21 protein-coding genes are annotated in these 24,423 nt (G+C 68.0%); 9 read left to right on the top strand and 12 right to left on the bottom strand.

Going from position 1 to position 24,423, the window contains the following annotated elements; genetic code table 11:
• Nucleotides 1–49: 49 nt before the first annotated feature.
• The 3 genes from OB895_RS14080 to OB895_RS14070 are packed head-to-tail and all read left to right on the top strand — an operon-like array spanning nucleotide 50 to nucleotide 3,721.
• Nucleotides 50–955: a carbohydrate ABC transporter permease gene (locus OB895_RS14080; RefSeq protein ID WP_079113625.1), complete on the top strand. Its 906-nt coding sequence runs from the start codon at nucleotides 50–52 to the stop codon at nucleotides 953–955.
• A gap of 10 nt (nucleotides 956–965) precedes the next feature.
• Nucleotides 966–1,856, top strand: a complete 891-nt coding sequence (locus tag OB895_RS14075; RefSeq protein ID WP_079113626.1) for a carbohydrate ABC transporter permease — start codon at nucleotides 966–968, stop codon at nucleotides 1,854–1,856.
• Nucleotides 1,853–3,721 (top strand): glycoside hydrolase family 127 protein, encoded by a 1,869-nt coding sequence (locus OB895_RS14070; protein WP_153302257.1) that lies wholly within the window; start codon nucleotides 1,853–1,855, stop codon nucleotides 3,719–3,721. The genes OB895_RS14075 and OB895_RS14070 overlap by 4 nt, the downstream gene beginning before the upstream one ends.
• A 16-nt stretch (nucleotides 3,722–3,737) precedes the next feature.
• On the opposite strand, the gene OB895_RS14065 is transcribed toward OB895_RS14070, so the two are convergent.
• The 11 genes from OB895_RS14065 to OB895_RS14015 form a co-directional block, all read right to left on the bottom strand.
• The gene (locus OB895_RS14065) at nucleotides 3,738–4,022 is read right to left on the bottom strand and encodes a WXG100 family type VII secretion target (protein WP_052492986.1); all 285 of its coding nucleotides are present in this window, start codon (nucleotides 4,020–4,022) and stop codon (nucleotides 3,738–3,740) included.
• Nucleotides 4,022–4,417, bottom strand: coding sequence for a hypothetical protein (locus OB895_RS14060; protein ID WP_231567592.1), 396 nt, complete (start codon nucleotides 4,415–4,417; stop codon nucleotides 4,022–4,024). The genes OB895_RS14065 and OB895_RS14060 overlap by 1 nt, the downstream gene beginning before the upstream one ends.
• A gap of 101 nt (nucleotides 4,418–4,518) precedes the next feature.
• Nucleotides 4,519–5,811 carry a putative T7SS-secreted protein gene (locus OB895_RS14055; RefSeq protein ID WP_311877953.1) on the bottom strand — a complete coding sequence of 431 codons (1,293 nt, stop codon included), beginning with the start codon at nucleotides 5,809–5,811 and terminating at the stop codon, nucleotides 4,519–4,521.
• Between the two features lie 14 nt (nucleotides 5,812–5,825).
• Nucleotides 5,826–6,116, bottom strand: a complete 291-nt coding sequence (locus tag OB895_RS14050; protein ID WP_042541407.1) for a type VII secretion target — start codon at nucleotides 6,114–6,116, stop codon at nucleotides 5,826–5,828.
• A gap of 176 nt (nucleotides 6,117–6,292) precedes the next feature.
• The gene (locus OB895_RS14045; RefSeq protein ID WP_052492985.1) at nucleotides 6,293–7,330 is read right to left on the bottom strand and encodes an ABC transporter permease; all 1,038 of its coding nucleotides are present in this window, start codon (nucleotides 7,328–7,330) and stop codon (nucleotides 6,293–6,295) included.
• A complete protein-coding gene (locus OB895_RS14040; protein WP_079113629.1) occupies nucleotides 7,327–8,394 on the bottom strand; it encodes an ABC transporter permease in 1,068 nt (355 codons plus the stop codon). Before OB895_RS14040 ends, OB895_RS14045 begins: the two co-directional genes overlap by 4 nt.
• Nucleotides 8,391–9,998 (bottom strand): sugar ABC transporter ATP-binding protein, encoded by a 1,608-nt coding sequence (locus OB895_RS14035; RefSeq protein ID WP_311877952.1) that lies wholly within the window; start codon nucleotides 9,996–9,998, stop codon nucleotides 8,391–8,393. Before OB895_RS14035 ends, OB895_RS14040 begins: the two co-directional genes overlap by 4 nt.
• A gap of 95 nt (nucleotides 9,999–10,093) precedes the next feature.
• The gene (locus OB895_RS14030; protein ID WP_042541404.1) at nucleotides 10,094–11,092 is read right to left on the bottom strand and encodes a substrate-binding domain-containing protein; all 999 of its coding nucleotides are present in this window, start codon (nucleotides 11,090–11,092) and stop codon (nucleotides 10,094–10,096) included.
• A 180-nt stretch (nucleotides 11,093–11,272) separates the two neighbouring features.
• Entirely contained in the window at nucleotides 11,273–12,820 is a 1,548-nt protein-coding gene (locus OB895_RS14025) for a sugar ABC transporter ATP-binding protein (protein ID WP_311877951.1), read from the bottom strand.
• Nucleotides 12,817–13,836: a LacI family DNA-binding transcriptional regulator gene (locus OB895_RS14020; RefSeq protein WP_079113631.1), complete on the bottom strand. Its 1,020-nt coding sequence runs from the start codon at nucleotides 13,834–13,836 to the stop codon at nucleotides 12,817–12,819. The genes OB895_RS14025 and OB895_RS14020 overlap by 4 nt, the downstream gene beginning before the upstream one ends.
• A 68-nt stretch (nucleotides 13,837–13,904) precedes the next feature.
• The gene (locus tag OB895_RS14015) at nucleotides 13,905–15,164 is read right to left on the bottom strand and encodes a D-arabinono-1,4-lactone oxidase (protein ID WP_079114070.1); all 1,260 of its coding nucleotides are present in this window, start codon (nucleotides 15,162–15,164) and stop codon (nucleotides 13,905–13,907) included.
• A gap of 78 nt (nucleotides 15,165–15,242) precedes the next feature.
• Between OB895_RS14015 and OB895_RS14010 the strand changes: the two genes are divergently transcribed.
• From OB895_RS14010 to arfA, 5 genes are all read left to right on the top strand, one after another.
• Complete coding sequence (locus OB895_RS14010) at nucleotides 15,243–16,289, top strand: LacI family DNA-binding transcriptional regulator (RefSeq protein WP_042541401.1); 1,047 nt, start codon at nucleotides 15,243–15,245, stop codon at nucleotides 16,287–16,289.
• Between the two features lie 132 nt (nucleotides 16,290–16,421).
• Nucleotides 16,422–17,759, top strand: a complete 1,338-nt coding sequence (locus tag OB895_RS14005; protein ID WP_079113632.1) for an extracellular solute-binding protein — start codon at nucleotides 16,422–16,424, stop codon at nucleotides 17,757–17,759.
• On the top strand, nucleotides 17,756–18,709 hold the full coding sequence (locus OB895_RS14000) for a carbohydrate ABC transporter permease (protein ID WP_042541399.1): 954 nt from the start codon (nucleotides 17,756–17,758) through the stop codon (nucleotides 18,707–18,709). Before OB895_RS14005 ends, OB895_RS14000 begins: the two co-directional genes overlap by 4 nt.
• Complete coding sequence (locus tag OB895_RS13995) at nucleotides 18,709–19,614, top strand: carbohydrate ABC transporter permease (RefSeq protein WP_042541398.1); 906 nt, start codon at nucleotides 18,709–18,711, stop codon at nucleotides 19,612–19,614. The genes OB895_RS14000 and OB895_RS13995 overlap by 1 nt, the downstream gene beginning before the upstream one ends.
• A gap of 29 nt (nucleotides 19,615–19,643) precedes the next feature.
• Nucleotides 19,644–21,167 (top strand): arabinosylfuranosidase ArfA, encoded by a 1,524-nt coding sequence (arfA, locus tag OB895_RS13990; RefSeq protein WP_079113633.1) that lies wholly within the window; start codon nucleotides 19,644–19,646, stop codon nucleotides 21,165–21,167.
• A gap of 225 nt (nucleotides 21,168–21,392) precedes the next feature.
• Here arfA and OB895_RS13985 read toward each other — a convergent pair whose 3' ends face one another.
• Nucleotides 21,393–23,603: a S1 family peptidase gene (locus tag OB895_RS13985; RefSeq protein WP_311877950.1), complete on the bottom strand. Its 2,211-nt coding sequence runs from the start codon at nucleotides 23,601–23,603 to the stop codon at nucleotides 21,393–21,395.
• 340 nt (nucleotides 23,604–23,943) lie between these two features.
• Here OB895_RS13985 and OB895_RS13980 point away from each other — a divergent pair, with 340 nt between their 5' ends.
• Nucleotides 23,944–24,363, top strand: coding sequence for an META domain-containing protein (locus OB895_RS13980; protein ID WP_194285965.1), 420 nt, complete (start codon nucleotides 23,944–23,946; stop codon nucleotides 24,361–24,363).
• The last annotated feature ends 60 nt before the right edge of the window (nucleotides 24,364–24,423 follow it).

Genomic DNA, 24,423 nt, shown 5'->3' with positions numbered 1-24,423 from the left:
ACCGCCCCCGCATCCACCTCGCCAGCCCCCCCGATCGAAAGAGACCGAGATGACCTCGACCGCACCTCCGCTGCGTCGCCGCCGGCCGCGTACCGCCTTCGGCGGCCCGGTGCAGGGCTGGCTGTATGCGGCCCCGACGGCGATCTTCGTCGCCCTGCTGTTCATCGTGCCGCTCGTGCTCGTGGTGCAGATGTCGGCCTCCGACTGGCCGCTGCTGAGCGGCAACCAGGGCATCAACTTCCCCGAGAACTACACGGATGCCGTCATGCACCGTCTCTTCTGGGATTCGATCCGCTTCACCCTGCTCTACACCGTCATCACGACGGTCATCCTGATCGGCCTCGGACTCGGCCTGGCCCTCCTCGTGCAGGAGTCGACCAGGTGGAACGGTCTCCTGCGCACGGCCTTCCTGATCCCGAGCGCTCTGGGCCTCGCATCCGCCTCGCTGCTGTTCTACGTGCTGTACTCCCCCATCGCCGGTCCGTTCGCGAACCTCATGAAGTCGTGGGGCATCACGTTCCTCGGCACTCCCGAGGGTGCGCTGTGGTCGACGATCTTCCTGATCGTCTGGCGCTACGCGGGGTTCTACATGCTGCTGATGCTCGTCGGTCTGCAGGGCATCCCCGACGACGTCTACGAGGCCGCGCGCATCGACGGCGCCAACCGCTGGCAGACGTTCCGCGACATCACGGTGCCGCTGCTCAAGCCGACCTTCGCCCTGACGACCGTGATGTGCGTGACCGGGTCGCTGCTGGCGTTCGAGCAGTTCTACATCCTCACCAAGGGCGGCCCCGACAACAGCACCATGACCGTGGTGCAGCTGATCTACAACGTCGCCTTCCAGGGGCAGAACAGCCTCGGGATCGCGGGCGCCCTCTCGGTGATCGTGCTGCTCGCGCTCATCGTCATCAACGTCTTCCAGCTGCGCGCGTTCCGCCGCACGGATGAGAACTGAGCTGAGAACCATGTCCCAGACCCTGACTCGCACCATCGTCGCCCCGAATCATCAGCCCACCGCGCCCCGGTACCGCTCGAAGGCGGCCCGCGTCGTCTTCGGCATCCCGTACTGGGTGTTCACCACCGCCCTCGCGGTGATCTTCCTCTACCCGCTCATCTGGACCGGCGTCTCGTCAGTCAGCCCGATGGCGGGCACCAGCCAGACCGACGGCTGGGGCTTCGGCAATTACGCCGCCCTCGGCGAGTACCAGGCGGGCATCTGGGTGTACCTCGGCAACTCGCTGTTCGTCTCGGTGCTCACCGTGGCGCTGACGCTGTTCATCTCTCTGCTGGGCGGCTACGCGTTCGCGCGCTTCTCGTTCCCCGGCAAGAACGCCCTGTTCCTGCTGACTCTCGCGATCCTGATGGTGCCCTACGCGACGCTGCTCATTCCGCTCTACGTGATCCTCAACTCGGTCGGCCTGCAGAACTCGCTCGTCGGCGTCGCGCTGGTGATCACGATGTTCCAGCTGCCGTTCTCGATGTTCATGATGCGCATCTCGTTCGAGTCGATCCCGAGGGAGATGGATGAAGCCGCGATGGTCGACGGATGCTCCAGCTGGGGCGCGCTGTGGCGGGTGCTGCTGCCCGCGGTCAAGCCGGGGCTCGTCACGGTCGGCCTGTTCGCGTTCCTCACCGCGTGGAACGACTTCATGGCCCCGCTGATCCTCATCAACGACACCAATCGCATGACGCTGCCTCTCGCGGTGGCGAACCTCCGTGGGCAGGTGCAGGGTGTCGTCGACTACGGCGCCACCGAGGCGGGCGTCGTCGTGCTGGCGCTCCCCTGCATCCTGCTCTTCCTGATCCTGCAACGACACTACGTGCGCGGCTTCATGTCCGGCGCCTTCAAGGGATGACCATGTTCGACACCACGACACCGGCCGCTCCGGTGGTTCCCACGCGCGGACGCCTGCGCCCCCTCGGCCTCGACGAGGCGCGCATCACCGGAGGGTTCTGGGGCGACCGCCAGACCGTGAACGGCTCAGCCACTCTCACGCACATCGAGTCGCGCCTGGAGTCCGAGGGCTGGCTGCCCAACTTCGACCTCGCCGCCGCCGGCACGCTTCCCGCCGGGCGCCGGGGGCGCGAGTTCGCCGACTCCGAGATCTACAAGTACCTCGAGGCGCTCGCGTGGGAGATCGGGCGCACGGATGCCGCGGCCGACAGCGATCTCGAGCAGCGGTTCCGCCGCGTGGTCGACCGGGTCGCCGCCGCGCAGGAGCCCGACGGATACCTCAACACGATGTTCGGCCGCGACGGTCAGGGCGAGCGCTGGTCGGCCCTGCAGTGGGGGCACGAGCTGTACTGCCTCGGACACCTCTTCCAGGCGGCCGTCGCCCGGGCGCGCACGAGGCCTGACGCCGATGACGGACTCGTGGCCGTCGCCCGCCTCGCGGCCGAACTCGTATGCCAGGAGTTCGGCGTCGACGGGCGCGACGCGATCTGCGGGCACGCCGAGGTCGAGGTGGGCCTGGCCGAGCTCGGTCGCGCGCTCGGTGAGCAGCGCTACATCGATCAGGCCGCGTTGTTCGTCGAGCGGCACGGCCGCGGGTCTCTGGGCGAGATCGAGTGGGGGCAGGAGTACTTCCAAGACGACGTGCCCGTGCGCGACGCCCAGGCGTTGCGCGGGCACGCGGTGCGCGCCAACTACCTCGCCTCCGGAGCGACCGACGTCGCGATCGAGAGGTCGGATGTCGAGCTGCTCGACGCCCTGCGAGGTCAGTGGGATCGCACGGTCGAGCGCCGCACGTACGTGACCGGCGGCCAGGGGTCGCATCACCAGGACGAGGCCTTCGGTGACGACTGGGAGCTGCCGCCGGACCGCGCCTACTCCGAGACCTGCGCAGGGATCGGCTCGATCATGTTCTCGTGGCGTCTGCTGCTCGCGACCGGTGACGTCCGGCATGCCGACCTCATCGAACGCACCCTGTTCAACGTCGTCGCGACCTCCCCGGCCGACGACGGCCGCGCGTTCTTCTACGCCAACACGCTGCATCAGCGCACGCCGGGCACGCCGGCGGACCCGGATGCCACGTCGGCGCGCGCCTCGTCGTCGCTGCGCGCCCCGTGGTTCGAGGTGTCGTGCTGCCCGCCGAACGTGGCGCGCACCTTCGCGAGCCTCGCCGCCTATGTGGCCACGGCGGATGACGACGGCGTGCAGCTGCACCAGTACGCGCCGTCGACCGTGCGCACGACGCTGCCGGACGGCCGGGTCGTGGCGTTCGAGGTGTCGACGACCTACCCCGTCGAGGGTGACGTGCGGATCGTGATCGCCGAGGATGCCCAGTTCGCGCTGAAGCTGCGCGTGCCGTCGTGGGCATCAGGAGCGACGGTGCGCGTGCACAGCGGCGGCGAGGTCACGGAGTCCCCCGCACCCGCCGGTGGGGTCGAGATCACTCGCGCGTTCCGCGCCGGCGACGTCGTCGAGCTCAGCCTGCCGATCGTGGCGAGGGCCACGTCACCGCATCCGATGGTGGATGCCGTGCGGGGCAGCGTCGTGATCGAACGCGGTCCCGAGGTGCTGGCGCTCGAGTCGATCGACCTCGGCAGTGACGTCGGCGACGCGGTCGTCGCCGGGGACCCGATCGAGCGAGATGGCAGGGTCGTGCTGCCCGTGCGACACCGGTCGACCGATGAGGTCAACGAGGTTGCTCTCGTTCCGTACCACGACTGGGCTCAGCGCGGTCCGTCGACCATGCGCGTGTGGATCCCGACGGTGTGACGACGCTCAGGGGGATTCAGCTCCACAGGGTGGCGACATGGGCTTCGGCGTCGCGGGTGCGTGCGTGCGCGCGGGCTGCGGCGGTCGCGGCGCTGGTGAGAGCGGTCTGCATGCCGTCGGCGCACTCGGTCCATTCGCGTTGAGCGCGGGAGTACGCCTCGTGGGCTTGCCCGGTCCACAGCTGTCTCAGCCCGAAGGCCTCAGACTCGAGTTCGTCGAGCAGACCGCGGATCCGATCTGCGGTGTCAGCGAGAACCGCGATCGACTGAGCGAGCGGCTGGTGATCGACGCGGATGCGCATCAGCTGTCACCCTCTTCGGATCCGGGTTTCGGCCAGCTCAGGTGCAGATCGCGGAGCTCGTACGGCTGAGACACGTCGTCAGTGAGGAAATACGTATAGAAGACGACGGCTGCTTCATCGGCGGTGAAGACCTCGTGCGGATAGACCGTGGTGCTGTGGCGACCGTCGTCGTAGTGGATCACCTCGGTGGGTTCCCCCGTGCGGTGACCACCGGGCTTGCCGATCGCGTACTGGTGGGGGGTGCCGTCGGCCTCGATGCGGCGCACCTCCAGCGCCAGCGCGTCAGCGGTTCCCGCGCACTGCATATACTCCTCGCTGAACGGGATGCTCTCCAGCAGGTCCGCACCTTCGGGCGCACGCCACAAACTGTAGGCCCAGAACGAGGATCCGTTCATCTGAAGCAGAACAAACCGGATCTGTTCGGAGTACGGACGGAATTCATCGAGGAGCGCGCCGCGGGAACGCCCATTCCTCTGGGTGATGTGTGTGGGCTTCGTCACTTGACTTCCTTCAGTATCACTTTGGTGATCTGTATTCTCTCGCCGTTGACGACGGCTGTAGCCGGGCGATCGGGACTGACGGTGCTGTCGAACCCTCTCTGGTATGCGTCACGACTCCCGGTTCCTCCTTTGACCTCCACGCCGGTGTAGGTGCCGTCGGGATTCTTGTATAGGCCGTCGTAGTATCGGTGCTGCTCGGCCGTCGCGCCGGGCTTGTAATACCCGTCGATGGTCGCACGCACCTTGTCGCGGATGATGTCGTACCCGGTATCGCTAGCGACTTCGTCCAACCCGATCTTCTCGGTGTCGACCCAAGGGCGTTGCCCGTCGCCGTTGTACTGGCCCTTGATGTCACGACCCCCGTACTCGGGGTGAGGTGGCGGGCGCTCCGCGATGCGGACTGCATCATCACCGGTCGCCTCGTTCATCCAGCGAGCGCTGGCATGTCCCGCGGCGACAAGGCCTGCTCCGGCGACGCCCACTCCGGCCCACGCGACGCCGCCGCCGGGCACAGCCCCCACCCCCGTGAGCACGAGTGCGCCTCCGCCGCCGATCATCGTGCCGCCACCGACCACGAGGGCGACTCCGCCGAGCAGTTCGAGAAGTAAGTCGGGGTGGTTGAGGAGAGCGTTGCCCATCGAGGCGACGAAGTTCAGCTGCTCTCTCGCCGGGTTGAGCACGGCGGTCTCGAACACCGCCGCGCCGATCGCCCCCGCCACTGCCCAGTTCGTTGTGCTCTCGGTCTGCTTCGGCGTCTCCAGGGGCGCCGCGTCCGCCGCGTCATGGATGGTGTTCGCGGCATCCATGGCGTAGCGATCCAGCACGCCCCTCGCGTTCGTCAAGACGTCTACCGCCTGTGCGCGCAGGTCCGCCCCGCCATCGATGAACGGGACGTCGAGTTCGACGTGCCGCAGGCCGAGGTCGCGCTCCAGCTCCCGCACTTTCACCCGGTGCGCCTGACGCGAGACGACCGTCGCCTCCGCCTGCTCCCACAGGTCGATCGCGCGCGCCGCCTCATCCTGCGCCCATCGCAGAGCATCGCCATAGGCCGACAGAGCGGCGGCGCCACTCATCAGGTACTCGCCGCACCTCTGCCACGACGACCGCACATACTCCGCCCGCTCGAGGTACTTGTCGTACGGGTACCCGGTCCACGCGGAATCGACCTCGAGGTCTCTCAACCCGTCCCGAAGCGCAGTGGCGGCCTCTGACCGAGACCGCCACGCCGACGCGACCGTGTGCGCTGCGGCATGAGAACCGGGCACCAATACGACCGGGTCATTCGTCATCCCCAGTTCGGGCATCAGTAGTCGCTCTCGGCCCAGATCATCTGGTCGAGTTCACTGCTCGACGCCTCGTCTCCCCGGTCGAACACCTCAGCCGTCTGCCGCAGATTCTCGGCGAGCATGTCGACATCCCCGAGACGACGCCCCAGAGCCGTCGTCCAGGTTTCACCGAACCGCGCCACTGCCTCGTCGAGAGAGCCCGCTCCCAGCCCCGACGACTGCGCGACCACCGGCGATCCGAAGTCTCCCCGGACGCTCTCCGCCTGCGTCGCGAGAGCTCGGAGCTCGTCGGTCTCCACATCTGTCATCGCGCCCCCCACATGTCCGAATGACGATGTTACGTAGTCATATGAGGTGGATTGCGGTCTCCCCGTGCTACATACCGGTGTTCAGGAATGCCGCGCGGTCGACGCGTGACACTGCGGGAACGCAGAAGACCCCTTGTCCACCGGACAAGGGGTCTTTCACGTCATTCGAACGGAAGCTACTCGCGTTTTCGAGTGACCGCCCGCTGCAGCAGCACGAACACGAGCAGGATGCCGCCGGTGATGATCGTGGTCATCTCGGGAGGGATTCCGCCGTCGCGTGTGATCAGCACATTCATGAGCCCCAGCACCAGCGCTCCGACGACCGACCCGAGCACATAGCCGTACGCGCCGGTCAGCACGGTGCCGCCGATGACCGCTGCGGCGATCGCGTCGAGTTCCCATCCGATGCCGGTGATGTTCTGCGCGGTTCCGAGTCGGGCGGTGTACAGCACCGCCGCGAGACCGGCCAGCCCGCCGCTGATCACGTAGACCAGCACCTTGGTGCGCTGGACCGGAAGCCCCATCAGCAGCGCCGAGCTCTCCGACCCACCGATCGCGTAGACCGTGCGCCCCGTGCGAGTGCGGTGCAGGACGAAGAACGCGGCGGCCACGACGATCACCGCGACGAGCACCGCGGGGGTGATCACGAGGTCGTTGACCTTCGGGCCGTCGATGATCTTCAGCTGCGTGCCGATCCAGCGGATCGGCGATTCCTCACCGAGTCGCTCCGGCTTGGTGCTGAGCAGCGACGCGAGGCCGCGACCGAGGAACATCATCGCCAGCGTCGCGATGAACGGCTGCACGTTGAAATACCTGATCAGCACGCCCGAGACGATGCCGAAGAGCACGCCGATGCCGATCATCGCGATGATCACGGCGAACGCGTTCCATCCGGCATTCGAGAGCATGACTCCCGCGACCGAGGAGACCGCGATGATCGAGCCGACAGACAGGTCGATTCCGCCGGTGAGGATCACGAAGGTCAGCGCGACGGCCAGCACGATGAGGTGCGCGTTGTTGATCAGCAGGTTCGACAGCGTGTTGAACTGCAGGATGCGGCCGTAGGCCACCTCGCCGAAGATCACCATGCCGACGAAGATCGCGACCGAGGCGATCGTCGGCAGCACCGACGGGTTCGCCGTGATCATGCGGCGTACGCGCTCGACGATGGTCTCGGTCGCCTGCGGAGCCGGGGTGGCGGTCACGACGCTCATGCGGACACCTCTTCCTTGGCGAGGACCTGTTCGACCGGTCGGGCCTTGCGGCGCGAGCGGAACCAGCTGCGCACCCGCTGCGACTGCAGCAGGCACAGCACGACGATCACGATGGCCTTGAACGCCGGCGTCGCCGACGACGAGACCCCGAGGTACAGCACGGTCTTGTCGAGCGTGGCGATGAGCAGCGCGCCCACGAACGCGCCGCTGAGCGAGAACTTGCCGCCGGCCAGCGACGCGCCGCCGATGACGACAGCGAGGATCGCGTCGAGCTCGAGCTGATACCCGGTGCGCGAGATGTCGACGGTCATGACGCTGCCGACCGACATGATCCCCGCGATCCCCGCGAGGATGCCGCTCATGATGTACGCCGTGAGCAGCAGGCCCTTCGGCTTGATGCCCGCCATGCGGCTGGCGCGGGGGTTGATGCCGATCGCCTCGATCATGAGACCCAGCGCACTGCGCCTGACGACCCAGCCGACGGCGATCACGATGAGCACGGCGAGGATGAACACCACGGGGATGCCGATCACGAAGCCGTTGGCGATCCACCGGAACGCGTCGTTCGACGCCGTGGTGTTCTGCCCGCCCGTGATCACCTTGGCGATGCCTCGGCCTGCGAGCATGAGCACGAGGGTCGCGATGAACGGCTGCAGCCCGACGTAGGCGACGAGCAGACCGTTGACCGCCCCGAGGATGCCGGTGATCACCAGCGCGAGCCCGACCGCGGCGAGCGCCGCACCGAAGGAGTCGCCGGCGGCGCTGAGGAACTCCATCGAGACGGCCCCGGCGACGGCCATGAGCGAGCCGACCGAGAGGTCGATGCCGCCGGTGGCGATCACGAGCGACATCCCGATCGCGATCATCATGATCGGCGCCGCCTGGCGCAGGATGTCGATCAGGTTGCCCACCAGGTTGCCGTTGTTGGGGTTGATCGAGAGCGCGAGGTAGGTCGGGTCCTTGATCACGTTCAGGGCGAGCAGTGCGAGGATCGCGACGATGCCCCAGAAGAACGGCTTGTGGATCAGATCCCGCCAGATGGTGGTGCCGGCTGACGCGGTCATCGCGCTGCCTCCTTGTCGGTCGTGGGGGCGATGCTATCGGGCACGGCGCCGTCTGTGTCGTCGAGCGTCTCGGCCGCGGCCTCCACTCCATGAGCGGCGATCACATCGACGATCACCTGCGCGGTGACGTCGGGGCCGTTCTGGATCTCGCCGATCTTGCGGTGGTCCTTCAGCACGACGATCCGTTCGGAGAGACGCACGACCTCTTCGAGTTCGGACGAGATGAACACCACGGCGACGCCGTCTTCGGCGAGCTCGGCCACCGCCTCCTGGATCTCGGCCTTGGCGCCCACGTCGATGCCGCGGGTCGGCTCATCGAGGATCAGCAGCTCGGGCTGTGTGGCGAGCCAGCGCCCGAGCAGCACCTTCTGCTGGTTGCCACCGGAGAGGTTCTTGATCATCCGGTCGGGGTCGGCCGGGCGGACGTTGAACTGCTCGATGTAGCGGTCGACGATCGCATCCTGCTCCTTGCGGCTCATCGGCCGCGCCCACCCGCGCTCGGCCTGCACCGCGAGGACGATGTTCTCGCGCACGGTCAGGTCTCCGATGATGCCCTCGTCGCGACGATTCTCGGTCGAGAGGGCGATGCGGCGAGGCAGCGCGTCGGCCGGCGACTTGAGGTCGACCCGGTGACCGTGCAGCTCGATCGTGCCCTCGTCGGTGCGGTCGGCCCCGTAGAGCAGTCGCGCGAGCTCGGTGCGTCCGGAGCCCAGCAGACCGGCGAAGCCGATCACTTCACCGGGGCGGATGTCGAGGTCGGTCGCCTCGACCGCGCCTCGTCGTGCGATTCCGGATGCCGCCAGCAGCGGCTTCTCGTCCGCGTCGCGCGGTGTACGGCGGCGGTTGCCCCCGAGTGACGTGAGCGCGTCGAGGTCTTTGCCGATCATCTTCGAGATGAGGGCATGGCGGTCGAGGTCTCGGGTGAGGTACTCGCCCTCGTACAGTCCGTTGCGCAGCACCGTCAGGCGGTCGCTGATCGCGTAGACCTGATCGAGGAAGTGCGAGACGAAGAGGATCGCGACGCCCTGGTCGCGCAGCGCCCTGATCACGGTGAAGAGGCCGTCGACCTCGGCGGCGTCGAGGCTGGAGGTCGGCTCATCGAGGATGAGCACCTTGGCCTTGATCGCCATCGCGCGGCTGATGGCGACGAGCTGCTGCAGCGCGATCGAGAGAGTCGAGAGCGGTCGGCGCGTGTCGAGGTGCCCCAGCCCGAGTCGGGAGAGAGCGTCGGTCGCGGCGCGGTGGGTGGCCGTCCAGTTGATGCCGAACACTCCACGCAGCTCGTGTCCGAGCATCACGTTCTCGCCGATCGAGAGGTTCGGGGCGAGATTGACCTCTTGGTAGACCGTCGAGATCCCGGCATCCTGCGCGTCGTCCGCACCGCCGAAGCTGCGCTCCTGACCCGCGACGACGATCGACCCCGAGTCGATCTGGTAAACACCGGTCAGTGCTTTGATCAGGGTCGACTTTCCGGCGCCGTTCTCTCCCATGAGCGCGTGGACCTCGCCCTGGAACAGCCGGAAATCGACCCCGTCGAGGGCTTTCACGCCCGGGAACTCGATGGAGATCCCCCGCATCTCGACGATGGGCAGTGCTTCGTTCATCGCTGTCTCTCCGTCCGCAGAACCCGGGTGGAGCAGTGCTCCTGCCCCACCCGGGTTCGCTGCCGGATCGCTCCGGCGTCGGGTTCGGTGCTCGGTCAGTACTTGCGGTCGGCGAGCACGGCCTGGGCCGCCTCGGCGGAGTCGAACGCCTCGCTGGGGACGACGATGTACGACTCGACCTCTTCGCCGGCGAGAGCCTTCTCGACGACCTCGAGCGCGGTCTCACCGAAGAGCGGGTTGTATTCGTGCACGTAGCTGAGCTGACCGTCGGCCAGCGCCTGCATGGCGTTCTTGGTGCCGTCGATCGTGGCGATCTTGACGTCCTCACCGACGACGAGGCCCGCCTCCTCGGCGGCCTGCGCGGCACCGAGGCCCATCTCGTCGTTCTGTGCGAACACGAGCTGGATGTCGTTGTTCGAGGACTTCAGCATCGTCTCGAAGACGCTCTTGCCCTCTTCCGCCGACCAGTTCGCGGTCTGCGCGTCGAGCTTCGTGAGCGACGAGTCGCCCAGGCCCTCGTCGAAGCCCGTGTTGCGCTCGTTCACGACGCCGACACCGGCCGGGCCCTCGAGCACGACGTAGTTGCCGCCGTCGGGGAACGTGGCCGCAGCCCAGGTGCCGACCTCCTTGGCGACCTCGACGTTGTCGGGGGCGATGCGCGTGACGTAGAGGCTGTCGTCGTCCGGTTCGATGCCGCGGTCGAGCAGGATCACGGGGATCTCCGCCTCCTGCGCACGCTTGAGCGAGTCCTCCCAGCCGGAGGCCTCGGTGGCCGACAGCAGGATGACGTCGACGCCCTCGTCGACGAACGACGTGAAGGCGTCGATCTGCGACTTCTGGTCGAGGTTCGTGGCGGGGGCGTACTTGAGCTCGTATCCGGCGTCCTCCGTGAAGGTGTCCTGGATGTTCTGCTCGTTCGCCTCGCGCCATGCGCCTTCGGGGCCGACAGCCACGAAGCCGACGGTGGTGATCTCCTCTGAGCCGCCTCCGCCGTCGCCGCCCGAGTCGCCGGACGAGCAGGCCGCAAGGCCGATGGTGAGTGCGCCGACTGCTGCCAGGCCGAACGCGACGCGGATGCGCTTCTTCGCGGACATTTCTTCTCCTCTTTGAGATGCCGGCGGTCACTCCGGCGGTGGCGGACCAGTCATGGTCCTGACGTGATTGCAGGACAGCTGCTTCGCGTGTCCTGCCGTGATGTTACCGGGAACAATTTCTGAAACACAAGACTTCGTTACCAAATCGGACCGATCACGGTCGGTGGATGTTGTTACCGATCACAGTTCAGCGCTGTGACTCAGCTCGGCGGCGATCATCTCGACCACCGTGTCGACGGTCACACCCGGACCGTTGCTGAGCTCGCCGATCTTCTCGCGGTCCTTCAGCACGACGATGCGATCGCTCAGCCGCACGACCTCTTCGAGCTCTGACGAGATGAACACGACGGCCACGCCGTCTCCGGCCAGCTGGCTGATGCGGCGCTGCACCTCGACCTTGGCCGCGATGTCGATCCCCCGAGTGGGCTCGTCGAGGATCAGCACGTGAGGGCGCACCGCCAGCGCTCGAGCGAGGAGCACCTTCTGCTGCGTTCCCCCCGACAGGAGACCGACCGGGCGGTCGAGGTCCGCAGGGTCGAGATGCAGCGCCTCGACGTACGACTCCACCAGGCCCCTCGACTCGGCGTGCGAGAGAGGACGAGTCCATCCGCGCAGCGCCTGCAGCGAGAGGATGATGTTCTCGCGGGCCGTGAGCTCGCCGATGATGCCCTGTGTGCCCCGGTTCTCGGCCGACAGCGCGATGCGGTGCCGCAGTGCTGCCGAGGGGCTGCGCAGCTGCACGCGTTCTCCGTCGACCCAGAGCTCTCCGCTGTCGGTGCGCACCGAACCGCTGAGCAACGACGCGAGCTCGGTGCGCCCCGACCCCCGGAGCCCCGCGAGCCCCACGATCTCACCCCTCTGGATCTCGACGTCCATGCGCTCCAGCTCGCCGCGTCGACCCACACCGGACGCCTGCATGGCCGGCTCCCCGTCGTACGCGTAGTGATGAGCCTTGCGCTCCGAGCCGAGGGCCCTCAGGCTGTCGATGTCCTTGCCGAGCATCTTCGAGATCAGGTCGGCTCGGTCGAGGTCGCGCGTCGCGTATTCGCCCACCCGTCGCCCGCCGCGCAGCACCGTCATGCGGTCGCTGATCGCGAACGCCTGCTCGAGGAAGTGCGAGATGAACAGGATCGCGACGCCGCGTTGCCGCAGACCCCGGATGACCCGCATCAGAGTGGCGACCTCGGCGACGTCGAGGCTCGAGGTGGGTTCGTCGAGGATGAGCACCCTCGGGTCGTCGACGACCGCACGAGCGAGAGCGACCAGCTGCTTCTGCGCCGGTGTCAGCATCGACAGCGGCGTCTTCGGGTCGAGGTCGTCGAGTCCCAGCCTGGCCAGCGCCTCGGCGGCATCCGCCCTGGTCCTGCGCCAGTCGATTCCGAATCGGCCCCGGCGCTCCCGCCCGAGCATCACGTTCTCGGCCACGCTGAGATTGGGGCTCAGCTGCGCCTCCTGGAACACCGTGGCGATGCCGGCCGCTCGACTGTCGGCGACTCCCGAGAAGCGACGCGGCTCGCCGTCGACGACCACCGCGCCCTCGTCGGGAGAGAGCGTGCCGGTGATCACCGCGACGAGCGTCGACTTGCCCGCGGCGTTCTCGCCCATCACGGCATGCACCTCACCGGGGAGCAGACGGAAGTCCACGGCGTCGAGCGCGCGCACGCCCGGGAACTCGACCGTGATGCCCTCGAGCCGCACCACAGGCTCGGGACCACGGTCGGGAGTCACCGCACCTCCCTGGGCGCGGCCGACGATCCGCGGGCGACGAGCTCGGTCGGGATCCGGGTGAGCGCGGGGATGTCACGACCCTCGATGGCCGCGCGCAGCATCTCGACCACCGCGACGCCCAGTGCGCCGAAATCCTGGCGCACCGTCGTGAGCGGAGGGATGAAATGCCGAGCGAGCGGGATGTCGTCGAACCCGACCACGCTGAGGTCTCGCGGCACCTCGAAGCCCCTGTCGTGCAGCCCGTGGATCAGGCCGATCGCCATGTCGTCGTTGGCGGCGAAGATCGCCGTGTAATCCGGCAGCCGGGTGAGACCCTTCGCGAAGTCGTAGGCGAAGTCGGCCGACCAGTCTCCGACGACGATGGGCCGTTCACGGATGCCCCACGACTTGGCCCTCGTGTGAAAGGCGCGCTCTCTCGCTCTCGCATCGAGCCAGTCCAGCGGGCCGGAGAGGTGCAGGATGTCTCGGTGTCCGAGCGCGACGAGGTGATCGACCACCGACGTCGTGCCGGCGTGCTGGTCGATCGACACCGTGAGAAAGGTCGGATCGGCGTCGGCCTTGACCACGAGCATGGGCACGGTGATGGCGATGCGCCGCAGAGCGGCCACCGACGACGAACGTGGCGCGATCACGCACAGCGCATCGACCCCCTGCGTCACGAGGTGGTCGACCGCTTCCTGGGGAGACAGCGCATCACCCTCGTGCAGCGCGATCGGTGTGACCGAGTACCCCGTGGCGCGCGCCGACAGCTCGACGGCCCGCAGGATGCTGGTCGGGCCATGCGCGACCGCGCTCTCGACGATCACGCCGATGCGCCGGGTGCGCTGGGTGGCGAGCGCCCTGGCGACGAGATTCGGGCGGTAGTCGAGCTCCTCGATCGCCTCGAGGACGCGGCGCTTCGTGTCGGGCTTGATGTTCGGGTGATCGTTGAGAACACGCGACACCGTCATGTGCGAGACGCCCGCGATGGTCGCGACCTGACGGATGTTGGGCTTGTCTGAGCCGACGTTCGCCATGCACACCTCCGTCGGCCGAGCCTCGGAGAATGTTACCGAGAACAACCGGGGTGGTGCAATGGATCCCGCTACAGCCCCAGGCGCTCGAGGTACGGGTTCACGAGACGACGCTCGGGGTCGAAGCGCCGCGCGAGGGCGGCGAAGTCATCCCACCGCGCATAGCGCGAGCGCACCTCTGCGGCATCGAGAGTGAAGACCTTGCCCCAGTGCGGGCGGGCGGTCTCGGGCAGTGCCGCTTCCAGCGTGGGCAGGAACGCGCGCACGGCCGACTCATCGGGCTTCCAGGTGAAGTGGATGCCGACGGCATCCGTGCCCTGTGACGAGCTCAGCCAGAGGTAGTCGGGGGCGACCGTGCGGATCTCGTTCACGAGCAGCAGCGGCGCGATCTGACCGGCGAGCGTGCGCACCGCCTGGATCGCGGCGACGGCGTCGGCGCGGGGCACGAGGTACTCGCTCTGGATCTCGGCGCCGGCCGACGGCGTGAACTCGAGCTTGAAGTGCGCGAGGCGCTCGAACCACGGTCCCGACTCGCCGAGCTGCTCGGTGCAGGCGACAGGATCGACGCCGATGATCGGATGCCGCTTGGCGGTCGCCGGCTCCGCCCCCAATCGGGCGAAGAGGTCGTCACGGGCGAGCTCCCGGGCCTCGGGCTGGCGCTGCTTGACCCAGATCTGGTCGGCGAAGTCGGTGTGCTCCCAGCGCGAGAAGATGCTGACGCTCGTGCCGATGCTCGTCACCTCGTCGAAGTCGGCGAGGATCGCATCCCACGACGGATGCTCGAACACGTGCTGTGCCACCTCGTAGGTGGGCTCGACATCGAGCGTGACGTCGACGACCGCACCCAGCGCACCGAGGCTGACGACCGCGCCGTCGAAGTCGTCGTCGCCGCGGGCGAGGGTGCGCGTCTCCCCCGCCGGGGTGATGATCGTCAGCGCGCGCACCGCCGAGGCCAGCGAGCCGATGGCGTCGCCCGAGCCGTGCGTGCCGGTCGCGACTGCGCCGGCGATCGAGATGTGGGGCAGCGAGGCGAGGTTGGCGAGCGCGAGTCCCTCGGCGTCGAGCAGCGGAGCGAGGTCGCCGTAGCGCAGCCCGCCGGAGACGCGCACCGCGTCACGCGCATCGTTCACCTCGAACACGACGGGCAGCCGATCGAGGGCGACGAGCAGGCCGTCGGTGTCGGCGATGTCGTTGAAGCAGTGCCTCGATCCGAGGATGCGCACGGCTCCGCCCCGGGCGAGCAGATGCCGCAGCTCGTCGATCGAGCCCGGGTGCTCGACGGCGGATGCACGGTAGGTGAGGTTGCCTGCCCAGTTGCGTTCGATGGTCATCGGGCCATAGTAGTCAGCGAGTGCGGACATTCCGCGGCGCGGCGGGCTCGCGGGCGAGCCGGTGGATAGGCTGACCGGATGACAGCGATGCCGCCGCCGCGCGCGACGATGAAGGACGTCGCCGCACTCGCGGGCGTCTCACCCAAGACGGTCTCGAACGTGGTCACCGGCACCGTCGCCGTGCGCGAGGAGACCAAGCTCAGGGTCGAGGCCGCGATGACGCAGCTCGACTTCGTGCCGAACCTCAACGCCCGAGGACTCCGCAAGGGCCGCTCGGGCATCATCGCCGTCGCCCTGCCCGACCTCGCGACCGCGTTCTCGGCCGAGCTCATGCACCGCATCGTCGACGCCGCGCATGATCGCGGCCTCGCCGTGCAGATCGAGGAGACCGCGACCGACCCCGAACGTGAGAGGGAGCTCGTCTCCCGGGCTCGCGCGCACCTGGTCGACGGACTGATCCTGAACCCCATCCGCCTCGAGGACAGCGTGCTGAAGTACGCCGACCGGCTGCCCCCTCTCGTCGTGCTCGGCGAGGTGGAGCAGAACAGGGCCGACCATGTGCGCATCGACAGCCGCCGAGCCGCGGCCGATGTGACCAGGCACGTGCTGTCTCGCGGAGCGACGCGCATCGCCGTGATCGGCGCCGACGACGATCCGTCGGTCGCGACCGCGACGGGCCGTCTGCGACTCGAGGGAGTGCACGACGCGCTTCGGGAGGCCGGCATCCCCCGTGACACCGCCTTGGAGATCAATCCGATGCCGTGGTCGATGACCGGCGGGGCGGATGGCGTGCAGACGCTGTTCCGACGGGGAGTGGCGTTCGACGCGATCATCGCCTTCACCGACTCGCTCGCGCTCGGCGCGCTCCACGCACTGCACGACCACGGTGTGAACGTGCCGGAGGACGTGATCGTGACGGGCTTCGACGACGTCGAGTTCTCGCGCTATACGTCTCCGTCGCTCACGACGCTCGCCTTCGACCGCCGCGCCTTCGCCGATGCGGCGCTCACCCTGCTCGAATCGCGCATGGACGACCGCTCCGCCCCGCCGCGGGCGCTCACCCTGTCGCATCACCTGCTCGAGCGTGACAGCACACGGGGCCGCCCGCGCGGCCACCGCCCCTGACACGCACCCGCGCAGCGTTCTCCGCCCGTGGGCCCTGCGGCTCACGCGGGTTGCGGACTTCGCTCTTGCGCGGCCGATTACATCGATGTAATGATGAGACCCGACCCCGCCCGCTGTCACGAAGGAGTGACGATGACGCCCCCGCTCGATCTGTCTCGGCGGCAGTTCCTGACTGCCGCCTCCGTCACGGCCGCCGCGGCGCTGCTCGCCGGCTGCGCCCCTGGCACCGTCCCCGGTTCGAACACCACGACCCTGCAGTTCTGGCATCTGCTCTCCGGAGGCGACGGCGTGACCATGTCGCAGCTGCTCGACGCCGCCAACGCGGCGCAGAGCGACTACCGCATCCGCCCCACGGTGCTCGCGTGGGGCACCCCGTACTACACGAAGCTCGCCATGGCGGGTGCCGGCGGCCGGGCCCCCGACGTCGCGATCATGCACGCGACGCGCACGGTCGGCTGGGCACCCGGTGGCCTGCTCGACACCTGGGACCTCGACCGGCTCGCAGACCTCGGAGTCGACGCCTCGACGTTCCCGAAGCCGATCTGGGAGAAGGGCTTCGTCGGCGAGAACATGTACAGCGTCGCACTGGACGCGCATCCGTTCGTCGCGATGTTCAACACCGACATCTGCGACGCGGCCGGTGTGCTCGACAGCGACGGCCGACTGCAGGAGACCTCCTCTCCTGAGGAGTTCCTCGATCAGCTGCGCGCCATCGGGGGCCAGGCCGAGGGTCACGCGCTCTCGTACGGCTACCTCGGCGACGGCGCCCAGATGTGGCGTCTCTTCTACACGTTCTATTCGCAGCACGGCAGTGCGATGGAACTGCCGGCCGGCGGCAAGGCCGTGATCGACAAGGACGCCGCTGTCGCGTCTCTGACGCTCATGCGCACCCTGCTCGACGGGGAGATCGCCCTCGCCCAGGCCGACTACGGCAGCGCGGTGGCCGAGTTCGCCACAGGCAAGAGCGGGATGCTGTTCACCGGCGTGTGGGAGCTGCGCACGATGCAGGCGGCCGAACTGCCCCTGGATGCCACCATGATCCCCACGCTGTTCGGCACGCCGGCGGTCTACGCCGACTCGCACTCGTTCGTGCTGCCGCATCAGACCAACGCCGATCCCGCGAAGCGCGACCTGACCTACCGGTTCGTCGCCGACATGCTGAAGGGGTCGTTCGGGTGGGCCGAGGCAGGGCACATCCCTGCTTTCCTCCCGGTCACCGAATCGCCCGAGTACGCCGACCTCATTCCCCAGGCCAACTACGCCGAGGCCGCGCAGCATGTCGTCTACGACCCCACCGCGTGGTTCACCGGCTCGGGGTCGAGCTTCCAGGGCGAGTTCGGCGCCGCCGTGCAGGGGGTGCTGCTCTCGGGCGACGACCCCGCGGCGGCCATCGACCGGTTCGAGGCCCGCGTGAACACACTCCTCCGGCAGCCCAACCCGGCCGACCCCGAGGGGACGTTCGCATCATGACCACCGCGACGGACTCCACGCGCACCATCGTCACCGGCTCGAAGTCGGCCCTGCCCGCTCGACGCGCCGGCTCCTCCCGCAACCGCGAGCAGCTCATCAGCTGGGCGTTCCTCGCGCCCTTCCTCCTCGCGTTCGTGCTGTTCCTCGCGTGGCCGATCGTGCACGGCATCATCCTCAGCTTCACCGACCAGTCGCTCACAGGGGCAGGCGGTTCCTTCATCGGCTTCGCGAACTACGCCGAGGCGCTCGCCGACCCCAAGATGTGGCAGTCGATGGGCAACACGGTGTGGTTCACGCTGCTGTCGACCGTGCCGCTCGTCGTGATCGCGCTGCTCATGGCCGCTCTCGTCGATCGCGGCCTTCCCGGCCAGTGGCTGTGGCGGCTGTCGTTCTTCATGCCCTATCTGCTCGCCTCGACCGTGATCTCGCAGATCTGGGTCTGGATCTTCAACCCGCAGATCGGCGCGGCGAACAACATCCTCGAGTTCTTCGGCCTCGAGCCGCTGGCCTGGCTGCAGAACCCCGACACCAACATGCTGTCGATCGTCATCGCCACCATCTGGTGGACGGTCGGATTCAACTTCCTTCTCTATCTCGCCGCGATGCAGAACATCCCGCCGCAGCAGTACGAGGCCGCATCGCTCGACGGCGCGGGCCCGTGGCGGCAGTTCTGGTCGATCACGCTCCCCCAGCTGGGACCGGCGACCGTGCTGATCCTGATCCTGCAGATCCTGGCATCGCTGAAGCTGTTCGATCAGGCGTACCAGATGCTCGGCGGCGTCGCGAGCGACACCACCCGCTCGATCGTGCAGTACATCTACGAGGCCGGCTTCGTCAGCTACCGATTCGGCTACTCGGCCGCGATCTCCTACGTGTTCTTCGCTCTCATCGTCATCATCGGCGTCGCGCAGGCTCTGATCATGCGCCGCCGGAAGGAGTCGCAGCTGTGATGTCCACCGCCACACTCACCGAGACCATCACCACCGCCAAGCCGGCGCGAGCCCGCCGCTCGCACCTGCCAGGTCAGAAGCCGTTCGGTGCGCTGCGCATCAGCGCCCTCGTCGTCCTGATCATCCTCGCGATCGGCTGGCTGCTGCCGTTCCTCTGGGCGGTCGCGACCGCCTTCAAGACCGAGACGGATGCCGCCAGCGGCGACCCGTCGTGGATCGGCGCCTCGGGCCCGACCGTCGAGGCCTTCGCGGCGATCCTGTCGCAGGGCAACGTCTACACCTGGGCGTTCAACAGCCTGTGGACGTCGGTCGCAGTGACCCTGATCACTCTGACGATCTCGGCACTCGCCGCCTACGCGTTCTCCCGGCTCGACTTCACGGGCCGCAAGTGGCTGTTCGTCGTCATCATCGCCTCCATCGTCGTGCCGCCGCAGGTGCTGATCATCCCGCTGTTCTACGAGATGCTCGCGTTCAACATGATCGACACCTACTGGGGCCTGATCCTGCCGCAGGTCGTCGCCCCGGCGATGGTGTTCATCCTCAAGCGCTTCTTCGACGCGATCCCGATCGAGCTCGAAGACGCGGCCCGCGTCGACGGCGCCAGCCGCCTGCGCATCTTCTGGTCGATCGTGCTGCCGCTCTCGCGGCCGATCCTGGCATCCGTCGCGATCTTCGTCTTCATCGGCGCGTGGAACAACTTCCTCTGGCCGTTCCTCGTCATCAACGACACCACTTTGATGACGCTGCCGGTCGGCCTGCAGACGGTGATCAGCGCCTACGGCGTGCAGTACGCGCAGGTCATGGCGCAGGCCGTGCTCGCCGCGCTGCCGCTGATCATCGTGTTCATCATCTTCCAGAAGCAGATCGTCAAGGGAGTCGCGACCAGCGGCTTCGGCGGTCAGTAGTCCCCCACAAGCCACAATCAAGGAGAGCAATGAGCAAGGCCCGCATCACCATCGATCGCGACTTCACTATCGCCGACGTCCCCCGAAGGCTCTTCGGGTCGTTCGTCGAGCACATGGGGCGCTGCGTGTACACCGGCATCTACGAGCCGGGCCACCCGCAGGCCGACGAGCGGGGCTTCCGTCAGGACGTGCTCGCCCTGGTGAAGGAGATGGGTCCGACCGTCGTCCGCTACCCCGGGGGCAACTTCGTCTCCGGCTACCGCTGGGAAGACGGAGTGGGCCCGGTCGAAGACCGCCCCGTGCGCATCGACGGGGCATGGCACACCATCGAGACCAATGCGTTCGGGCTGCACGAGTTCATGGACTGGGCGAAGGAGGCCGACGTCGAGGTCATGGAGGCCATCAACCTCGGCACCCGCGGCGTCGAAGAGGCACGGTCGCTCGTCGAGTACGCGAACCACCCGAGCGGCACCTACTGGTCGGACCTGCGTCGCAAGAACGGCGCTGAGAAGCCGTTCGACATCAAGCTGTGGTGCCTGGGCAACGAGCTCGACGGACCGTGGCAGATCGGCGGCAAGACCGCGACCGAGTACGGCCGCCTCGCGCAGGAGTCGGCCAAGGCCATGAAGCTGGTCGACCCGACGATCGAGCTCGTCGCGGTCGGCTCGTCTGCGCGGTCGATGCCGACGTTCGGCACGTGGGAGCACACGGTGCTCACGCACGCCTACGACGAGGTCGACTTCGTCTCGATGCATGCCTACTACCAGGAGCACGACGGCGACGCCGAGTCGTTCCTCGCCGAGTCGGTCGATATGGATGCGTTCATCGACGGCGTCATCGCGACGATCGACGCCGTGAAGGCCGCGGGCAAGCACACCAAGCAGGTCGACATCTCGTTCGACGAGTGGAACGTGTGGGACCAGGTGAAGTACAACGACGTCGAGGCCGGCGAGGTCGCGAAGTCGGGCTGGCGGGAGCACCCGCGTCTGATCGAGGACACGTACAACGTGACGGATGCCGTCGTCGTGGGCACGCTGCTCAACAGCCTGCTGCGCCACGGCGACCGCGTGAAGATCGCCAACCAGGCGCAGCTCGTCAACGTGATCGCGCCGATCCGCTCGGAGGAGAACGGTCCGGCCTGGCGTCAGACGAGCTTCTGGCCGTTCGAGCGCATGGCTCGCCTCGCGAAGGGTCGCATCCTGCGCCTCGCGGTGTCGGCACCGCAGATCGAGACGAAGCGCTACGGCGGCGTCGACGCGGTCGATGCGGCGGCGACGTGGGATGAGGAGACCGGACGCGTCGTCGTCTTCGTCGCGAACCGCTCGCTCGACGAGGAGAGCGACCTGACGGTCGAGCTGCGCGGTCTCACGGGGCTCCGCGTCGTGAACGCCGAGACGCTGACGATCCCCGAGGGCGGCGACCGCCGCACCGCGAACCTCGAGACCACGCAGGATGCCGTGCACATGGTGCCGCTCGCAGCCGCAGAGGTCGTCGACGGCGCCGTGCGCGCGACGCTCCCGCCGCTGTCGTGGTCGGTGATCGAACTCGCCTGAGGCTCGCCTGGATAGCAGAAGGCCCGGCATCGCAGTCCGATGCCGGGCCTTCCGCTGTGCTCACGGCATCCGCTCGTCGGCGCACGCGGCACCCCGCAGACTGCGGCGCTGTGGAGACGGCGGCGTCCCGGAGATGCGAAGAAGCCCGGCATCTTTCGATACCGGGCTTCTCGGCGAGGGGTTCACGGCCGAAGCCGGTCACACCCTCAGGAGGTGATCAGCGTGTCAGCTCTCGATGAGCTGGCGACGACGGAAGACCAGCAGCAGTCCACCCGACAGCAGCGCGAGCGCGATGGCTGCGGCGGAGAGCGGGACGAGCAGGTCGGCACCGGTCACGGCGAGTCCGCCGTCACCGGGTGCCGCTGCGCCACCGTCACCGGGAGCTGCTCCGCCACCACCGGCGACCGGGGCCGCGAGGACAGCGAACGCCAGGTCGGTCGGAGCCGACGAGACGCCGTCGATGGCCTGCGTGGCCGACACCGTGTATGTGCCCGACTCGAGAGCCGCACCGAAGTCGACGCTCCATGCGCCGTCCTCGACCGTGGCCGTGAAGGTGCCGCTCGCGGCGGCGAAGGCGCCCGCGAGAGCAGCCGTGTTCGCCGACGTCGGCTCAGCGCCGTTGAGCTTCACCGTGACGGTCGCGCCGTCGATGCCCGAGCCGGCGAGTCCGGAAGGACCGTCGTTGTGGGCGAACTCCGCGCCGTTCGCGACCGAGGTCACGGCCGGCGAGACGGGGCGGACGGCGAACGTCGAGGTGGCCTCAGGCGAGACCTCTTCTTCGCCGTCGATCGTGCGGGTCTGCGTCACGACGACGCTGTGCTCGCCGTACTCGAAGGAGAGTCCGTCGACGGTCCAGGAACCGTCTGCGGCGACCTCGGTCGTGCCGAGCACGTCGTCGGTCTCGGCATCCGTGACCGTGATGGCGGTGGTCGGCAGGCCGGTGCCGCTGATCGCCGTGACGGTTTCGGTGACCGTCGTGCGGTCAGCCGGCGAGGTGATGACAGGCGCGACGAGCGGAGCCGGCACGACGGTCACGTCGATCGTCGTGCTGTCCGAGGCGCTGAAGCCGTTGCGCGCGGTGACCGTGATGGCCTGTTCCCCGAGCTCGACGGGTCCGACGAACGAGAAGGCACCGTCCGTGACGGCGACCGTCTGGTCTGCGCCGAAGCCGCTGACCGTGACCTCGGTCGCTCCGGGAGCGGTTCCGGTGACGGTCGTTCCGGGCTGCACCTCTGCGCCATCGGTCGGGCTGGTGATGACCGGCGCGTCGATGTCGAGTGCGACCTCGTAGCCACCGGTCCGCGGCAGAGCCGTCACGAGCGATGCCGCCCAGGTGAACTGCTCTTCGGTCTCGGTCGCTTCGGATCCACCGCTGATGAGGCCGACGGCCGCATCGCCCTGGATGACCGAGCCACCCGAGTCACCGGGGCCTGCGAGCGTGTTGCTCGAGAAGCCGCGCACCCAGTGTCCGTCGATGCTCGCCCAGCCATCGAGGATGTCGTCTCCGTCGACCACACCGGTGGTGAAGCCGGTCGTGCGACCGCTCTTCGAGACCTCACCGAGCGCCGGAGCGGCGACGGACTTGATCTCGATGACGCTGTCAGCGAGCGAGCTGAGCGAGTCGCCGGCCGTGGTCCAGTCGGTGACCGCGGGAACCGGGTTCCAGCCTGCGGCCTCGTCGAGGTCGATGACCGAGATGTCGGTTGCGGTGCTCTCGCCGTTCGAACCGAGGCCACCGTCCGCGCCGCCGAACTGGGCGAAGCCGAACGTGCCGAGCAGGTCGATCGTGTCGGGCAGGGCGCCTTCGCCGCCGACTGCGGGCTCTTCTCCGGGAACGGTCAGCGTCGTGTCGGTGAGCTTCTCATCGCTCGCACCGAAGGCGCAGTGCCCGGCGCTGAGGAGAGCAGGACCACCCGTGGGCGTGAACGCGGAGAAGCCCACGGAGCAGGCCCAAGCCGCGCTTCCGGGCTCGCCGGCGACGAAGCTCTCGAGGTCAGGGCTGACCGACAGGTAGCCCTGGCCGCCGACGACATCGCCTTCGGCGAACGACGTCAGAGTGCGGTCGACCTTGACGACCTCAGCGTCGGGGAAGCCCCGGTCTGCCGCAATGCCCTTGATCGCGGAGTCGCTGGCCGTGCTGTCGGCGGTCACGACGACGACGTTGCCGCCATCGGCGCTCTCACCGAGTGCGACCAGCTCTGTTCCCGCTTCGGCACTCGCCTTCGCGATGTCGGCAGCCTGCTGCTCGGAGACTCCCTCGGCGGGTGCTTCGGTCTCGACCGGTGCAGCCGTCTCCGACGCCGTGGTCGGAGCGGGCGTCGGCTCGGTGCCATCTTCAGCGAACGCCGCAGGCGCTCCGAGGAAGAGGCCCGAGAGGGCGAGCGTGGTGGCGGCCGTCAACGCCAATGGGCGTCGGCCTGTCACTCTGTGCTTCATGTGATGTATGTCCTTGCTGGTCACGGATCGTCAGTCAGTTTCATATCCGGCAGTGTGCGATGCACACAGAACCGTTCGCCTCCCGGTGGAGGCGTGAACTGCGACGCTGGCCCCCCGACAAGCAGGATCCTGTCCGTCGGGACGAACAGGGATCTCTAGAAGAGTACCCAGTAAATCCACAGAATGGGGAAATTGTTTACCGGAATTTCACCCCTTGACCTGGACGTCCTCTGTGCGATAAGCGCGCACGCGCGTCGTCGTCCGACAGGGCGAACCGATCGGCCCCGGCCGGATCGAGACTGCGATCGCATTCGCAGGCGGCACCGTTAGCATGGCCAGCATGAGCACCCACCGCAGAGCACGAAACCTCGTCGGCCTCGCGATTCTGGGAGCCTTCGCGCTGATGGGCGCGGCCTGCGCGACGGGGGCACCGGGTGGCGCACCCACCTCGAGCAGCGACGACGACGCCGTCATCGAGAAGCTCGTCGGGCTGTGGGGCGAGGATTCCTCGGGCCAGCCGCACCTCGAGTTCGCCGCCGACGGCACGGTGCACGGCAGCGACGGATGCAACGGCATCACGACGACCTACTCGGTGAACGGCGACCGCGTCGACCTCGCCCGGTTCGCATCGACTCTCAAGGCCTGCCCCGGGGTCGACGACTGGATGCGCGGCATCCGCGCGGTCGAGATCGACGGAGACGTCCTGGTGATCAAGGATGCGTCCGGCGCCGAGCTGGGAAACCTCGCCCGCGCGAGCTGATCACCACCGCCGCGGCGAGCGCGGCATCCGACGAGCACCCGACCCGGGTGCGCTGACCCG

Source organism: Microbacterium forte (genome assembly GCF_031885415.1).
In the GTDB taxonomy this organism is placed as follows: domain Bacteria; phylum Actinomycetota; class Actinomycetes; order Actinomycetales; family Microbacteriaceae; genus Microbacterium; species Microbacterium forte.
This window is presented reverse-complemented; position numbering and strand designations above follow the sequence as displayed.

Excerpts from the sequence above, each read along its gene's own strand:
- OB895_RS14080 (WP_079113625.1), top strand. The coding sequence starts at position 50 with ATGACCTCGACCGCACCTCCGCTGCGTCGCCGCCGGCCGCGTACCGCC.
- OB895_RS14075 (WP_079113626.1), top strand. The coding sequence starts at position 966 with ATGTCCCAGACCCTGACTCGCACCATCGTCGCCCCGAATCATCAGCCC.
- OB895_RS14070 (WP_153302257.1), top strand. The coding sequence starts at position 1,853 with ATGACCATGTTCGACACCACGACACCGGCCGCTCCGGTGGTTCCCACG.
- OB895_RS14065 (WP_052492986.1), bottom strand. The coding sequence starts at position 4,022 with ATGCGCATCCGCGTCGATCACCAGCCGCTCGCTCAGTCGATCGCGGTT.
- OB895_RS14060 (WP_231567592.1), bottom strand. The coding sequence starts at position 4,417 with ATGAACGGATCCTCGTTCTGGGCCTACAGTTTGTGGCGTGCGCCCGAA.
- OB895_RS14055 (WP_311877953.1), bottom strand. The coding sequence starts at position 5,811 with ATGACGAATGACCCGGTCGTATTGGTGCCCGGTTCTCATGCCGCAGCG.
- OB895_RS14050 (WP_042541407.1), bottom strand. The coding sequence starts at position 6,116 with ATGACAGATGTGGAGACCGACGAGCTCCGAGCTCTCGCGACGCAGGCG.
- OB895_RS14045 (WP_052492985.1), bottom strand. The coding sequence starts at position 7,330 with ATGAGCGTCGTGACCGCCACCCCGGCTCCGCAGGCGACCGAGACCATC.
- OB895_RS14040 (WP_079113629.1), bottom strand. The coding sequence starts at position 8,394 with ATGACCGCGTCAGCCGGCACCACCATCTGGCGGGATCTGATCCACAAG.
- OB895_RS14035 (WP_311877952.1), bottom strand. The coding sequence starts at position 9,998 with ATGAACGAAGCACTGCCCATCGTCGAGATGCGGGGGATCTCCATCGAG.
- OB895_RS14030 (WP_042541404.1), bottom strand. The coding sequence starts at position 11,092 with ATGTCCGCGAAGAAGCGCATCCGCGTCGCGTTCGGCCTGGCAGCAGTC.
- OB895_RS14020 (WP_079113631.1), bottom strand. The coding sequence starts at position 13,836 with ATGGCGAACGTCGGCTCAGACAAGCCCAACATCCGTCAGGTCGCGACC.
- OB895_RS14015 (WP_079114070.1), bottom strand. The coding sequence starts at position 15,164 with ATGACCATCGAACGCAACTGGGCAGGCAACCTCACCTACCGTGCATCC.
- OB895_RS14010 (WP_042541401.1), top strand. The coding sequence starts at position 15,243 with ATGACAGCGATGCCGCCGCCGCGCGCGACGATGAAGGACGTCGCCGCA.
- OB895_RS14005 (WP_079113632.1), top strand. The coding sequence starts at position 16,422 with ATGACGCCCCCGCTCGATCTGTCTCGGCGGCAGTTCCTGACTGCCGCC.
- OB895_RS14000 (WP_042541399.1), top strand. The coding sequence starts at position 17,756 with ATGACCACCGCGACGGACTCCACGCGCACCATCGTCACCGGCTCGAAG.
- OB895_RS13995 (WP_042541398.1), top strand. The coding sequence starts at position 18,709 with ATGTCCACCGCCACACTCACCGAGACCATCACCACCGCCAAGCCGGCG.
- arfA (WP_079113633.1), top strand. The coding sequence starts at position 19,644 with ATGAGCAAGGCCCGCATCACCATCGATCGCGACTTCACTATCGCCGAC.
- OB895_RS13985 (WP_311877950.1), bottom strand. The coding sequence starts at position 23,603 with ATGAAGCACAGAGTGACAGGCCGACGCCCATTGGCGTTGACGGCCGCC.
- OB895_RS13980 (WP_194285965.1), top strand. The coding sequence starts at position 23,944 with ATGAGCACCCACCGCAGAGCACGAAACCTCGTCGGCCTCGCGATTCTG.